This window comes from Paraburkholderia sp. UYCP14C, from assembly GCF_004197395.1.
Taxonomy (GTDB): domain Bacteria; phylum Pseudomonadota; class Gammaproteobacteria; order Burkholderiales; family Burkholderiaceae; genus Paraburkholderia.
Window position 1 is genome coordinate 58771 of the sequence record NZ_SELS01000023.1, and the last position, 14440, is coordinate 73210.

General features: G+C 65.9%; 12 protein-coding genes and 1 pseudogene. 1 reads left to right on the forward strand and 12 read right to left on the reverse strand.

Annotated features, from left to right (window positions below; genetic code table 11):
* Positions 1-153: 153 nt before the first annotated feature.
* From EVC45_RS21740 to argS, 5 genes are all read right to left on the reverse strand, one after another.
* Positions 154-972, reverse strand: coding sequence for a helical backbone metal receptor (locus EVC45_RS21740; RefSeq protein ID WP_129960301.1), 819 nt, complete (start codon positions 970-972; stop codon positions 154-156).
* Between the two features lie 3 nt (positions 973-975).
* Complete coding sequence (locus EVC45_RS21745; RefSeq protein ID WP_129960302.1) at positions 976-1749, reverse strand: SDR family oxidoreductase; 774 nt, start codon at positions 1747-1749, stop codon at positions 976-978.
* A gap of 15 nt (positions 1750-1764) precedes the next feature.
* Positions 1765-2403 (reverse strand): thiol:disulfide interchange protein DsbA/DsbL, encoded by a 639-nt coding sequence (locus EVC45_RS21750; RefSeq protein WP_129960303.1) that lies wholly within the window; start codon positions 2401-2403, stop codon positions 1765-1767.
* A 175-nt stretch (positions 2404-2578) separates the two neighbouring features.
* Complete coding sequence (locus EVC45_RS21755; protein ID WP_129960304.1) at positions 2579-3400, reverse strand: SPOR domain-containing protein; 822 nt, start codon at positions 3398-3400, stop codon at positions 2579-2581.
* A 61-nt stretch (positions 3401-3461) separates the two neighbouring features.
* Positions 3462-5252 (reverse strand): arginine--tRNA ligase, encoded by a 1791-nt coding sequence (gene argS, locus EVC45_RS21760; RefSeq protein ID WP_129960305.1) that lies wholly within the window; start codon positions 5250-5252, stop codon positions 3462-3464.
* A gap of 462 nt (positions 5253-5714) precedes the next feature.
* Here argS and EVC45_RS21765 point away from each other — a divergent pair, with 462 nt between their 5' ends.
* Positions 5715-6041, forward strand: coding sequence for a DUF1840 domain-containing protein (locus EVC45_RS21765; protein WP_018419249.1), 327 nt, complete (start codon positions 5715-5717; stop codon positions 6039-6041).
* Positions 6042-6173: 132 nt separating this feature from the next.
* Here the strand turns inward: EVC45_RS21765 and EVC45_RS21770 are convergent, their stop codons facing one another.
* From EVC45_RS21770 to EVC45_RS21800, 7 genes and pseudogenes are all read right to left on the reverse strand, one after another.
* The gene (locus tag EVC45_RS21770; protein WP_129960306.1) at positions 6174-6371 is read right to left on the reverse strand and encodes an acid-shock protein; all 198 of its coding nucleotides are present in this window, start codon (positions 6369-6371) and stop codon (positions 6174-6176) included.
* 197 nt (positions 6372-6568) lie between these two features.
* Positions 6569-9298, reverse strand: a pseudogene (gene metH / locus EVC45_RS21775) (methionine synthase); the annotation flags it as partial.
* An 80-nt stretch (positions 9299-9378) separates the two neighbouring features.
* Positions 9379-10449 carry a homocysteine S-methyltransferase family protein gene (locus EVC45_RS21780; protein WP_129960308.1) on the reverse strand — a complete coding sequence of 357 codons (1071 nt, stop codon included), beginning with the start codon at positions 10447-10449 and terminating at the stop codon, positions 9379-9381.
* 313 nt (positions 10450-10762) lie between these two features.
* Complete coding sequence (locus tag EVC45_RS21785) at positions 10763-11020, reverse strand: DUF3567 domain-containing protein (protein WP_129960309.1); 258 nt, start codon at positions 11018-11020, stop codon at positions 10763-10765.
* A 119-nt stretch (positions 11021-11139) separates the two neighbouring features.
* Positions 11140-11928: an alpha/beta fold hydrolase gene (locus EVC45_RS21790; RefSeq protein ID WP_129960310.1), complete on the reverse strand. Its 789-nt coding sequence runs from the start codon at positions 11926-11928 to the stop codon at positions 11140-11142.
* A gap of 151 nt (positions 11929-12079) precedes the next feature.
* Positions 12080-13453, reverse strand: a complete 1374-nt coding sequence (locus EVC45_RS21795; protein WP_129960311.1) for a DUF3108 domain-containing protein — start codon at positions 13451-13453, stop codon at positions 12080-12082.
* Positions 13454-13494: 41 nt separating this feature from the next.
* A complete protein-coding gene (locus EVC45_RS21800) occupies positions 13495-14421 on the reverse strand; it encodes an IclR family transcriptional regulator (protein ID WP_129960312.1) in 927 nt (308 codons plus the stop codon).
* Positions 14422-14440 lie beyond the last annotated feature (19 nt).

The following is a 14440-nucleotide window of genomic DNA, read 5'->3' on the forward strand; positions in this document are numbered from 1 at the left end:
GGCCTGCGGCCTTTGCTTGTCTCCCGGCCGACCTTCGAGGCCTGGCTGGCGGCGCGCCTTGGCGAAAGCTTATCGAAGGGCCATTATGGCGACAACAATTTAATCGACATATCCATATGGGGCGGCGTGGCCCTGGTGCCGCGCCGGACCGCCTCAGTCCGCCGCGGCCAGGCGCTGCAGGTAGCCGATGCCATCGATTGCGCGCACGCCGTACCACGACGTCATTTCCCCGTCGATCAGCTCGATGCGCTTGCCGGTGAGACGCGGATCGCGCGCGAGCGCATCGCGATGCGCGGCCGTGAAGCGATACGGCTCGCTCGACAGCAGCACGCGGTCGACTTGCGCGAGCCACGGCGCGGAGTCGAAGTCGAGCGTCGGGTAACGCGCGGCGCCCGAGTTGCCGCCGCGCACGTCGGGCAGCGTGTGCCAGTTGACGAGGCGCAGCATCGCGGCGATGTAAGTGTCGCGCGCGACGCTCATCCACGGTTCGCGCCAGATCAGGTACAGCACGTTTTGCGCGGCGAACGTGCGAGCGGCGGCTTCGCGCAGACGCGCTTCGAGCGCGCCGCTCAGGCTTCGCGCTGCGTCTTCGCGTCCGAAGATCGCGCCGAGCAGCGTGTACAGCGCGAGGTTGTCGCGCGGCGTGCGCGGATGGGTGACGACGATGTGCGGCACGAACGCGCGCAGTTGCTCGACGGTGTCGCGTTCGTTTTCGTCGATATTGACGATCAGGTGGGTGGGGCGCAGCGCGCGGATCGCGTCGAGCTTGACGGCTTTCGTGCCGCCGACCTTCGGCACCGCGCGGACCTTGTCGCGCGGATGCACGCAAAAGCCGGTGCGCCCGACGATTTGCCGCTCGAGGCCGAGCGCGAAGAGGGTTTCGGTGAGGCTCGGCACCAGCGACACGATGCGCGCCTCGGCGCCCGCGGGTTCGTGCGCGACGCCGGCTGCATCGACCGCACGGGACTGCATGAATTACTCGGTGGCGGCGCGCGGCTTGCGCGGCGCGCGTTCGAATACGCGGTCGTAGAGGCAGCGCGGCAGCACATGCAGCAGCATCGCGGCCACGCGCATCTGCCATGGAAACACCGCGAACGACGTCTGCCGTTCGACCGCGCCCGCGACCTTCGCCGCGAAGCGGTCGGCGTCCATCAGAAACGGCATGTTGTACGGATTGTGCTCGGTCATCGGCGTGCGGATATAGCCGGGCGCGATCGTGACGACTCCGACGCCGAACGGCCGCATTTCGACGCGCAACGCTTCGAGATACTGCAGCGCCGCCGACTTCGACGCGCTGTACGCGCCCGAGCCCGGCAGGCCGCGCACGCCGGCGACGCTCGCAATGCCGACCAGCGTGCCGCGTTTCGTGTCGGCCATCGCGGCGGCGAACGGCTCGAACGTGGCGACCATGCCGAAGTAATTGATGTCCATCACCTCGCGGAACGTGCGCAGATCGCCGTGACCGGTCAGCGCGCCGCGGCTGATGCCGGCGTTGGCGATCACGACGTCGGGCAGGCCATGTGCGGCGATGAAGCGCGCGGCCGCATCGGCGAGCGCTTCCGCGTCGCGCACGTCGAGCGTATAAATCGAGACGGTGGTCTGGGGATGGGACTGCCGGAACGCGGCAAGCGCGTCGCCGCGGCGGGCGACGAGGCCGAGAATCGCGCCGCGCCGTGCATATTCGCCGGCGAGCGCGAGGCCGATGCCGCTCGAAGCGCCGGTAATGAAAACCTTCAGCGGTGAGGTCATACCGGCGCCTCGTGATTACATCTTTTTGGCGCGGACTTGCGAGACGAGATAGTCGAGCACCTGGATCGTGCCCGGCAGGGTGCCGGTCGCGGCCGGGCCGGTTTCATACTTGCCTTGCACGGCGAGCGTCGGCACGCCGTCGATCTTGTAGTCGTCGAGCAGTTTCTTGTCCTTCTGCAGCGCGCTTTGCGTCGAGAACGAGTTGTACGCTTCCATGTACTTCTTCGGATCGACGCCGAGCTTCGCGAGGAATTTGGTCTGGTCTTCCGGCGTCAGCAGATAGTTCTTGTTGACGTGGATTTCGTTGAAGACCTTCGGCGTCAGTTCGTTCGCGAGGCCGAGCGCGTCGAGCGCGTGGTACATCTTCGAGTGCGGGATGAAGTCGTCGCGGAAGGCGACCGGCACGCGGCGGAACACGACGTCCGGGCCCTGCTTCTTGACCCACGCTTCGAGGAACGGGTTGAATTCATTGCAGTGCGGGCAGCCGTACCAGAAGAATTCGGTGACTTCGATCTTGCCGGCCGGCACGTCGGTAGGTTGCGGCGAGGCCAGCACGGTGTAGTCCTTGCCGGCGACCGGCGCGCTCGGCGACGCATGCGCGCCGGCCGCGATCAGGCCCAGCGAGAGAAACAGGATGCTCAGCAGTTTTTTCATGTTGTGTAGACCCAGATAAGGCGGTAGTGCAGTGACGCTCTGCGAAGGCCCGTCACCGCTGGTCGGATTCGGCGTGGCCGCCCGCCACAATGCAGGTCGAAGCGGCCATCGTGCTTGTGACTCGCGCTCCGCGCCGATAGTTCGACGCGCCGCGCGAGCCGGCGTTACCGTTTATTTATTGTTTGGTGAAGCGGATCACTGCGGTATCGACACCCGCGTCCGACAGACGCTGACGGCTCGAATTCATGTCCTCGAACTTCGAGAACGGCCCGATGCGCACGCGGTAGTACGTGACGCCGCCGGCATCGCGCTGCGTGACCTTCGATTCGAAGCCCTGGAACGCGAGCCGCGCGCGCTGCTGTTCGGCGTCGGCGGCGGTCTTGTACGCGCCGACCTGCAGGAAGTAGCCGGTGTTCGCGTCGCCCGGGGCCGGCGCGGGCGCGGCGGCCGAGCCAGGCTTTACGTTGGCCAGGGTGGTCGCGTTGGTGCTCTTCGGCGCGGAGCCTGCCGCGGTGGCGGCCGGCGCGCTCGACGTTTGCGGCTTCTTCGCCGGCGCGGGTGCGACGATGCCGCCGTTTTCCTGCGCGGGATTGGGCGCGACCGCCGTGCCGTTGTTATTCGCGTTGCCGGCCGACGGCGGCACTTCCACGATCTGCGGTTCTTCGAGCATGCCCGACTGGGTCTGCGCGTTGGTCTGGCCCGGCGCGGTGTTCGGCGGCGCGGGTTGCGCGGCCTGCGGCACCGGCTGCCCCGGCGTCTTGCCTTGCAGCGGACGGTTCGGATCGTATTGCGCCTGGCTCGCGCCGTTGTCGGTCGCCGCCGGCGGCGCGACCTTCGACACGAACGGCGTAGGCGCACGGGTGATATACAGCGCGACCACCACCGCGATCGCCAGGCCGACGATCAGGCCCAGCACGATGCCGAGAAAGGTGCCCCCGGTTTGCTTCGATTGCTTTGTTGTGCGGCGTGGTTTTGCCATCGTACGAATCACCTGCAAAAAGAATCCAGGAACGGCCGCCGATTATAGCGACGGCCGCGCGCATATTACGCTGGAGAAGTTACATCTTGACGGGAGCGGAGACGCCGATCGTCGCGAGACCGTTGGCCAGCACCTGGCGGGTGGCCGCGAGCAGCGCGACGCGAGCGTTGCGTTCGGCCGCATCGTCGACCAGCACGCGCTCGGCTCGGTCATTGTAGAACGAGTGAAATTCCCCGGCGAGTTCGCGCAGGTAGAACGCGACCGCGTGCGGCGCGAGTTCGTCGGCGGCGTGCTGCAGCATGTCCGGGAATTCGGCGAGCTTGTTGAGCAGCGCCATCGAGCGCTCGCTCGTGAGCGGCGACACGTCGACGCTCGGGAGCGCGCTTTCGTCCGTGTTGTAGCGCGCCTTGCACTCGGCGATCACCGAGCAGATGCGCGCGTGCGCGTACTGCACGTAGTGCACCGGATTCTCGTCGTTCTGCTTCAGCGCGAGGTCGATGTCGAACACGAACTCGGTGTCCGCCTTGCGCGAGATCAGGAAGAAGCGCACCGCGTCGCGGCCGCGGCGAATGGTTTCCTCGTCGATCAGATCGACGGCCGCTTCGGTGCCCGGCGTCGCGCCGCCCGACCATTCGATCAGGTCGCGCACCGTCACGTAGCTGCCCGCGCGCTTCGAGATCTTCACCTCTTCGCCGTTGCGCATGACCGTGACCATCTTGTGCAGGATGTAGTCGGGGTAGCCCTTCGGAATGCCGATGCCGAGACCCTGCAGACCGGCGCGCACCCGCGCGATCGTGCCGTGGTGGTCCGAGCCCTGCACGTTGATGACCTTGGTGAAGCCGCGCTCCCACTTCGCGACGTGATAGGCGACGTCCGGCACGAAGTACGTGTAGGTGCCGTCGGTCTTGCGCATCACGCGGTCCTTGTCGTCGCCGTCGTCGGTGGTGCGCAGCCACAGCGCGCCTTCCTGCTCGTAGGTCTTGCCCGCGGCGATCAGCGCGTCGACCGTTTTCTCGACGCGGCCTTCCGTGTACAGCGACGATTCCAGGTAGTACTGGTCGAACTTCACGCCGAACGCCTGCAGGTCCATATCCTGCTCGCGACGCAGATACGTCACGGCGAAGCGGCGGATCGCCTCGAGGTCCTCGACGTCGCGCGCGCCGGTGACGGGCTCGCCGTCGCTCGCCTCGACCGTGACGCCGTTCAGATAGTCCTTCGCGATGTCGGCGATGTACTCGCCGTTGTAGGCCGAAGCGGGCCAGCCCTCGTCGCCGGGGGCGAGGCCGCGCGCGCGTGCCTGGGTGGACAACGCGAGCGTGTGGATCTGCACGCCGGCGTCGTTGTAGTAGAACTCGCGATGCACGTCCCAGCCCTGCGACGCGAGCACGTGCGCGAGCGCGTCGCCGAGCGCCGCCTGGCGGCCGTGGCCGACGTGCAGCGGGCCGGTCGGGTTGGCCGACACGAACTCGATCAGCACGTGCTTGCCGGCGTCGCGCCGCGAGCGGCCGTACGCGTCCTGCTCGGCGAACACGGCGGCGATCACGCCTTGCTTGGCCGCGGCCGTGAGGCGCAGGTTGATGAAGCCGGGGCCTGCCACTTCGGCGGTGTCGATCAGGCCTTTGGCCTGCGGATTGCCGAGCAGCGCATCGACGATCTGTTGCGCGAGCTGGCGCGGATTGGCGCGCAGCGGCTTGGCGAGCTGCATCGCGACGTTGCACGCGACGTCACCGTGCGCGGCGACTTTCGGGCGCTCGAGCGTGATGGCGGGCGAGACGAAAGCGGCTTCGGTCGCGCCTTGCGTGGCAGTCGCGACCTGCTTCACCGTGTCGGCGAGCAGGGTTTCGAGTGTGTGTTTATGTGCGGGCAGCATGCTTGTTGCGAGTCCAGTGAGGCAATCCGGTAAGGCGGAAGAGGCGCCGGCCGCGGCCGGTGTCGCAAGCGTGAAGCGCGGCCGCGCTTTGCCGCGCGGATGGCCGCGCCGCCAGCAGACCGTCCCCGAGGCGATGCGACGAGACGCAACGCCAGCAGCGCAACGCGGGGGCTCCGCAGGGCAGCTCGCCGTTACGCAGGCTCGCGCGGCATGCGGATTGCGGCCGATGGTTCGACGCCCCCGGTTACACACGTTCGCGATGCTCGTCGAGCCTCGCCGCACGTGGCGCTGGGCGGCGCGCTTTTCCGTTCAGACGGATTTTAGCAGGTGCTAATATGTTCAATGAGCTGCCCGCAAGGGGCCGTGGCCGCCGCGCGTTGGCGGTGCCGCGTCCAGGCGCGCGCAGTGGCAGCCCTTGGGACGCTCGTGCGCTCACCCGACATAACGAAAAAGGGAACAGTCATGCTGATTACTTTCAAGTGCCACGCCTGCCCGGACGTGATGATGCTGGAGAATCTGGCGCAGTATCTGGTCGGCATTGTCGGCAAACGCCTTGGGCAGCGGGGCGTCATCACTCACGACGAACTGGGCCCGGCCATCGAGAAGCTCGAAGCGGCGATCACCTCCGACAAGCAGGAGCGCGCTGAGCACGAAGGCCATTTCCACGAAGGCGAGGACGGCCGCGATCGTCATGAGATTCCGCCCGGACTCGCGCAGCGCGCGTATCCGTTCCTCGATATGCTGCGCGCGGCGCAGAAGGAAAACGCGGATATCGTTTGGGGACTTTGATTTCTGCCGGGTCCCGGGCGCCGCGGCGCGCTCGGAACGGGTCTTCATCAGCGCTTCTTTTGCGCAGTCAAACAAAAGAGCCCGCTCGACGCGGGCTCTTTGTCATTCAGAGGGCGTGTCCGCCGTTGCCGCTCATTGGCTCGCGGAGGCCGCCGACGCTGCCGCGCCTTTCTTGGTCTTTGGCTTCTTCGCCTTTTTGACGTGCGCCTCGGTCGGCGGCGAGTAGGAACTGACCGCGCTCGAGCCGCCCGGCGCGGCGGGTTGCGCGAGCGCCGCGGAAGCGCCCGCGGCCAGTGAAACAGCAGTCAATAACAGCGTCAGCTTCTTCATACGATCTTCTCCGGAGTCGGTTGCAATCTTGATGAGCCGGCGCGTTGTGCTCGCGCCTGACGGGATGAAAGCCGACTCAGTCTACAAAGCCGAAATTGCCGTGGCGCCAAATATTCAGTCTTTCGAACTCGATATAGTGGCGCCCAGGCGATGCGCGGCCCGGCCGGATGGCGTTCGGGCCACGAATCGCTTCGCGTTCAAAGCAACGGCGCCAACGCGCGCTGGGCATCCGCTTTCGACAGCGCCATCCGCTGCGCGTAGTCGTCGAGTTGATCCGCGCCGATCTTGCCGACCGAGAAATAGGTGCTGTCCGGATGCGCGAGGTAGAAGCCCGACACGCTCGCCGCCGGCAGCATCGCCAGCGATTCGGTCACGCTCATGTTGATTTCGTTCGCCTGCAGCACGTCGAACATGCCGCGCTTGACGAGGTGGTCGGGACAGGCCGGATAGCCGGGCGCCGGGCGGATGCCGTGGTATTTCTCGGCGATCAGCTCGTCGTTGGAGAGGTTTTCGCTGTTCGCGTAGCCCCACAGGTCGCGCCGCACGCGCGCGTGCATCGCTTCGGCGAATGCTTCGGCGAGCCGGTCGGCGAGCGCCTTCAGCATGATCGCGCTGTAGTCGTCGTGATCCTTCTCGAACTGCTTCTCCTTCACGTCGACGCCCAGACCCGCCGTCACCGCGAACATACCGATGTAGTCGGCGACGCCCGAATCCTTCGGCGCGATGAAGTCGGCGAGCGAGCGGTTCGGCCGCATCACGCCGTCGACCACCGGCCGCACGCTCTGTTGACGCAGATTGCGCCACGTCAGCGCGACCTCGGTTCGCGATTCGTCCGTGTAGATTTCGATGTCGTCGTCGTTCACCGTGTTGGCCGGCAACAGCGCGATCACGCCGTTGGCCTGCAGCCAGCGGCCCTGAATCAGGCGCGCGAGCATCGACTTGCCGTCGGAGAACACGCGCCGCGCGGATTCGCCGACGATCTCGTCGTTGAGAATCGCCGGGTACGGGCCGGCGAGATCCCACGTCTGGAAGAACGGACCCCAGTCGATATAGTTCGCGAGTTCGTTCAGATCGAAGTTCTTGAAGACCCGGCGGCCGATGAACTTCGGCTTGACCGGCTGATAGCCGGCCCAGTCGATCTTCGTCTTGTTGGCGCGCGCTTCGGCGAGCGTGACCATCGGCTGCGCTTTTTTGTTCGCGTGCTGATCGCGGATGCGGCTGTAATCGGCGTTCAGTTCGTCGATGTACTTCGCGGCGCCCTCGTCGGACAGCAGGCTCGAGGCGACCGATACCGAGCGCGACGCGTCCGGCACGTAGACCACCGGCCCTTCGTAGTGCGGGGCGATCTTCACCGCGGTGTGCACGCGCGAGGTCGTCGCGCCGCCGATCAGGAGCGGAATCTTCTTCACGCGGAAGTAGTCGTCGCGCTGCATTTCCGACGCGACGTAGGCCATCTCTTCGAGGCTCGGCGTAATCAGGCCCGACAGCCCGACGATGTCCGCGCCCTCGACCTTCGCCTTCGCGAGGATCTCGTTGCACGGGACCATCACGCCCATGTTGACCACTTCGAAGTTGTTGCACTGGAGCACGACCGACACGATGTTCTTGCCGATGTCGTGCACGTCGCCCTTGACGGTCGCGATGACGATCTTGCCCTTCGCGCGCACGTCGCCGCCGGCCGCCGCGAGCTGGCGCTTTTCTTCCTCGATGAACGGGATCAGATGCGCGACCGCCTGCTTCATCACGCGCGCCGACTTCACGACCTGCGGCAGGAACATCTTGCCCTGGCCGAACAGGTCGCCGACGATGTTCATGCCATCCATCAGCGGACCTTCGATCACGCTGATCGGACGGCCGCCCTGGGCGGCGATCTTCGCGCGCACTTCCTCGGTGTCTTCGACGATGAACGTCGTGATGCCGCTCACCAGCGCGTGCGCGAGACGCTTTTCGACCGGCTGGTTGCGCCACTCGAGGTTCTCTTCCTTCTTCGCGGCGCCGGTCTTGAACTTGTCGGCGATTTCGAGCAGGCGGTCGGTGCCGTCTTCACGGCGATTCAGCACCACGTCTTCGACGCGCTCGCGCAGTTCGGCATCGAGTTCGGCATAGACGCCGAGCTGGCCCGCGTTGACGATGCCCATGTCCATACCCGCCTGGATCGCGTGGTAGAGGAACACGGTGTGAATCGCCTCGCGCACCGGGTCGTTGCCGCGAAACGAGAACGACACGTTCGACACGCCGCCGCTCACCTTCGCGTACGGCAGGTTCTCTTTGATCCAGCGCGTCGCCTCGATGAAGTCGACCGCGTAGTTGTTGTGCTCCTCGATGCCGGTTGCGACCGCGAAGATGTTCGGATCAAAGATGATGTCTTCGGGCGGAAAGCCGACCTCGTTGACGAGGATGTCGTACGAGCGCTGGCAGATTTCCTTCTTGCGCGCGAACGTATCGGCCTGGCCCTGTTCGTCGAAGGCCATCACGACGCTGGCCGCGCCGTAGCGGCGAATCAGCTTCGCGTGATGAAGGAACTGCTCCTTGCCTTCCTTCAGCGAGATCGAGTTGACGATCGCCTTGCCCTGCACGCACTTGAGACCCGCCTCGATCACCTCCCACTTCGACGAGTCGATCATGATCGGCACGCGCGCGATGTCCGGCTCCGACGCGATCAGATTCATGAAGCGCACCATCGCCGCCTTCGAATCGAGCATCGCCTCGTCCATGTTGATGTCGATGACCTGCGCGCCGTTCTCGACCTGCTGGCGCGCGACGGCCAATGCTTCGTCGAACTGATTGTTCAGGATCATTCGCGCGAACGCTTTCGAGCCGGTCACGTTGGTGCGTTCGCCGACGTTGATGAAGAGCGTCCCGGACGTGACGTTGAACGGCTCGAGGCCGGCAAGGCGCATGGTGTGATCGGTCATGGCGTGTGTGCGAGTCGGGTGCGTGCGTTAAAGGACGTGCTGGGGGACGTGCTGGGCGTGCTGGGCGCCCGGGTCAAGTGCGTCAGGCCGGCTCAGGCCGCGTCGCGATACTGCGTCGGCCACTTGCGCGGCTTCAACTCGGCGAGGGCCTTCGCGATCGCCGCGATGTGCTCTGGCGTTGTGCCGCAGCAGCCGCCGGCGATGTTCACGAGTCCCGCCTGGGCGAATTCCTTCAGCAGGCCCGAAGTATCCGCGGGCAATTCGTCGAAGCCGGTGTCGCTCATCGGATTCGGCAGGCCGGCGTTCGGATAGCACGACACGTAGGTGTCGCACAGCTTCGCGAGTTCGGCGATGTACGGACGCATCAGCGCCGCGCCGAGCGCGCAGTTCAGGCCGAACGTGAGCGGTTTCGCGTGACGCAGCGAGTTCCAGAAGGCCTCGACGGTCTGGCCCGACAGAATGCGGCCCGACGCATCGGTGACGGTGCCCGAGATCATGATCGGCAGACGCTCGCCGGTGTTTTCGAACAGCTCGTCGAGCGCGAACAGCGCGGCCTTCGCATTCAGCGTATCGAAGATCGTTTCGACGAGGAACAGGTCCGCGCCGCCGTCGAGCAGGGCTTTCGCCTGCTCGTAGTAGGCGCCGCGCAGTTCGTCGAAGGTCACGTTGCGCGCGCCCGGATCGTTGACGTCCGGCGAAATGCTGGCGGTTTTCGGCGTCGGGCCGATCGCGCCGGCGACGAAGCGCGGCTTGTCCGGCGTCGCGTATTTGTCGCACGCGGCGCGCGCGAGCTTCGCCGATTCGAGGTTCATCTCGACGGCGAGCGACTCCATGCCGTAGTCGGATTGCGCGACCGTGGTCGCGCCGAACGTGTTGGTTTCGATGATGTCCGCGCCTGCCGCGAGGTACTGCTCGTGAATCTCGGCGATGATCTGCGGCTGGGTGATCGACAGCAGTTCGTTGTTGCCCTTGATGTCGCGCCCGTAGTCCTTGAAGCGTTCGCCCCGATAGGCTGCTTCGTCGAGCTTGTAGCGCTGGATCATCGTGCCCATCGCGCCGTCCAGGATCAGGATGCGCGAGTTCAGCAGCGCGGGAAGCGCTGCGCCGCGGGTGTAGGCGGGCTCGGAACGGACTGGCGTGGCGGATTGAGCAGGCTGGGTCATGGCGGACGAGGGCTTGCGCCGGCGTTGGCGGAAAGCCTGTCATTGTAGCCGTTGCCGCGCGGATGCGCCCGGCGCGGGGGAGGGCGTCCGGCCTGATCGGCAAAATCGACCGACTAAAACGCGGCGCGCGAAGAATGCGGAATCGCTCTAACAAACCAGGCAACGGGAATCGTGGTGCAGCAATAGAAAACGGCGCGGCAAGCCAAAGCCTGCCGCGCCGTTTTGTTGCTGCCGATCGCCTGATGAAACCCGCCGGCAAAGCCGCGCGGTGCGGTCGGTCGATGTCGCCAGAGCGCCAGCTAAACCCCTCCGATCAATGCAGGACCACCGGTTGATGCATCAGACTGTCGAACTGACCGAGGAATTCGTCGACCTCGTCGAGCGTCGGCTCGCCTTCGATCAGCTTCTGCACATGCTCGCGAAACTGTGCTGCCATTGCACCGTCGATGTAGATTTCGCGCTGCATGTTCTTGTCGACAATCTCGTAGCCGCCCGACTTCATGGCCAGCAGACCTTCCTGCGGAGGAAACTCGACGACACAGTAGTTAGGGCTGTTATAGATCATTTGCATGGCGACACTCCTTATTTCCGTTGGGCTCCTGCCCTTTTCTGCAACATAGGTGGAGCATGTGAGATGGAATTCAAGGGGTGGGTCCGGACGACGCACTTAAAAAACTCCGGACCTAACGGTTAGACTCGCCGCTCCAGAAACGATTCAAGCAACGCGGCAAAACGATGCGATTGCTCGATTGGCGCAAGATGCGCGGCGTCCAGCAACTCGAAGCGGGCGCCCTCGATCGCCTCCGCTATCGCCTGCGTAGCAGCAGGTGGCGTGCCCGTATCGTGTCGTCCGGCAACTGTCAGTGTAGGACAGCGGATCGCGTCGTGCCGGCGGCGCAGGTCGAAATCGCGCAGCGCCTCGCAGGCCATCGCAAAACCTTCCGGCGGCGTGTGCGCAAAAGCCTCACGGATCGGCTCGACCGCTTCGGGATGCCCGGCCTGAAAGTCGGGCGTGAGCCAACGGGCGAGCGTCGACGGTAGCAGCGCATCCATGCCGTCGCTGCGCGCCGTGTGGGCGCGCTGATTCCACAACTCACGGTTTTCGGGCAGGGTGCCGCCGGTGCTGTCGGCGATGGTCAGCGTGTCGATGCGTGACGGATGGTCGAGCGCGAATTGCTGCGCGATCATGCCGCCGAGCGACAGGCCGACCAGGTGCGTCGTCCGCGCGCCGAGCGCATCGAGCAGTTTGGCGAGATCGTCGGCCAGCTCGCGCATGCCGAACGGCTCGCGCGAAACCGCGCTGTGGCCATGGCCGCGCACGTCGTAGCGCAGCACCGTGTAATCGTCACGGAAATAGCCGGCCATCTGATCCCAGATGGAAAGATCGCCGCCCAACTGATGGATGAACGTGAGCCACGGGCCACCTCCTTCGTTGCTGAGCACGTAGCGTGTTTCGATACCGTTGATGTTCACTTGCATGCGGACTCCTTTGAAGGAAACGCAGTGAAAAAGCGCGGTGGGTCGCCGCGTTCGTGCGAACGGGGCTTCCAATGACGTGCGAGTCAACGTTGCAAAGGAAGTTTCGCCGATCTTGAGCAGATCTGCTCGTGACACTCTGTCACGACACGTGTCACGGTTTGATGATTGTTGGAGCGGTCGAATCGACCGGTTGAGGTGGGGCGACCTCGGGCGTTACTGCCGATACGCCTGTCGGCGCGACGGGCGGGTTGGCGGGGGCGGTGTCCACTGGCGTCGACGTTGCAGGACTTGTGACAGAGGGCGTGGCAGGTGTGGCGGCTGTGGTGGGCGCTGCGCCCGTGGCAGGCGTGGCCGCGGCACCATTGCCACCGTCATCCGACGACACCCCATCGACGTTCAGCTTGCCGCGCCACACCAGTTCGAACTGGGTGCCGTTCGGCTCCGTCTGCAGGATGCGCGCAGGCAGCCAGCCGAGCGACGGCGCGAGCCACACGTCGATGCGGCGCTGGTCGCCATCGTGCCGCGGCAGACGTTTGAAATGACGCGTCTGGAGATAGCCCTGCGCCGCGCCGATCGTCTCGTCGCCGATCGTCTCGATCGGCCAGTTCTCGCCGCTATCGGTATCGACGACGAAAAACTGTCGTGTCACGCCAGGCTTATAGGCGTCCGGATCGCCGCGCACGAGGCTTGCGAGCTGCATCACGACGCTGAAGCGGTCCTGCGCGCCGTCGGGCAACGGCAACGAGGCGGGTGTGCGCGTGAAGCCGATCTGTTTGTCGTTGCGATTGAAGATCGCGATGTCTTCCGCGCGACGGCCACGCTTTTCGCTGTACTGCGCCGGCGCGAGGCCAAAGGCATCGATGCCGCCGTGGCTCGAAAACACGAACGGACCGACGAACGGCAGCGGCACCGATACGACCATTTCGTAGCTCTGCGCGTTGCTCGCCCAATGGATCGTGCCGGGCGCGTTGCGCACGCCGTTGTAGAACGTGTCGTAGTCGAGTTCGGCCGAGGGCGGCACCGAAAACTTCACGCCCTGCGATGCTGGCGGCGCGCTCGCCGCGGCGGGGGCGCTCGCCGCGGCGCCGCCGGCATCCGCATGGGCCGCTGCATTCGCGCTCGCGGCCGCGGCTGGCGCGCTAGCCGCCACCTCCGATGCCGGTGTGGCCGCCGGCTCGTTCGGTTTGGCCGGCTGCAACGCGGTCAGCACATGCTGTTCGCGCGGCCGACTCGCCGCGGGCTTGTGCGCGTGCGCGGGCGGATGCGCGGCGGGTGCGGCCGGCTGTGGCGCCGCTTGGCGCTCGACCCTCTCGGGCGTCAGCAGCGCGACCTGCACCGGCACGTGCTCGTGATGCGCCGGATTCAGATTCACGCGAGTGCGCTCGAACCATTGCGCCGCGATCCAGTGCACCACCGCCACGGCCGCCAGCACCGCAAGCCAGCGCCACGCGCGCGCGCCGCGTCCCGGCCCGCTGCCGAAAGCTGGCAGGCGATCACGACGGCGGTTGGTGGAAGCAAAATCCATCGGCGCTTGAATGTGTGAGTGCTTGAACAACTCGGCCCGTATCAGCCGTCTTCGCTACGCGGTGTCGCGCTATAGCCGAGTTCGTACGACAGCTTCCGCGCGCATTCGCGCAACGCGGTATCGATCTCGCCGCCCCAGCGGATATCGAACGCACCCTCATGGCCGAGCGCGACCAGACCGAGCGCGAGTTCGCCGGTCGAATCGAACACCGGCATCGAAAACGCGTGGATCGTCGGCAGCAGCATCCCTTCGACACGCGCGGCCTCGTGCTCGCGCACCTCGGCGAGCACCTTGTCGACGTCGTCGCGGGTGCGCGGCGCGCCGCTGTAGGACGAGCGCCGCGAGTCGGCCAACTCGCGCTCGAGCATCGCGGCGGTCTTGCCGGACGGCAGGTAGGCGGCGAACAGCAGACCGGTCGCCGAGCTGAGCAAGGGCATCACGTCGCCGAGCTTCAGCGACGCCTTGGCCGGATAGCTCGACTCCATCCAATGCACCATCGTCGGTCCCTGATTGCCCCACACCGCGATGCCCACCGTCAGGTCGAGGCGGTCGCGCAGTTCGGCGAGCGCGATGCGCGCGAGCTTCACGCCGTCGACGCGCGCAAGCCGCGCGAGCCCCAGCTGCAAAGCGAAGCCGCCGAGTTCGTAGCGGCCCGACAGCGGGTCCTGCGCGACCACGCCAAGACGCAGAAAGCTGACCAGGTAGCGATGCGCCTTCGCCGGACTCATGCCCGCGCGCTGCGCGAGATCACGCAGCATCATCGCGCGCGGTTCGTGGGTCAGCACGTCGAGCAGCCTGAAGCCGACCTCGATCGACTGGATGCCCGAGCGCAGTTTTTCTTCGCCGGGTTCGCCGGTTTCGTCATCGGCGCCGGTTGCGTCAGTGATGTCGGCGGGGTCGAGCAAATCGTCGGCGGACGCGGGGTCGGTGCGGGAGCGGATCGTGCCGGAGCGGGCGTTGGCGGACATGTGCAAAAGGCGCGTAGTG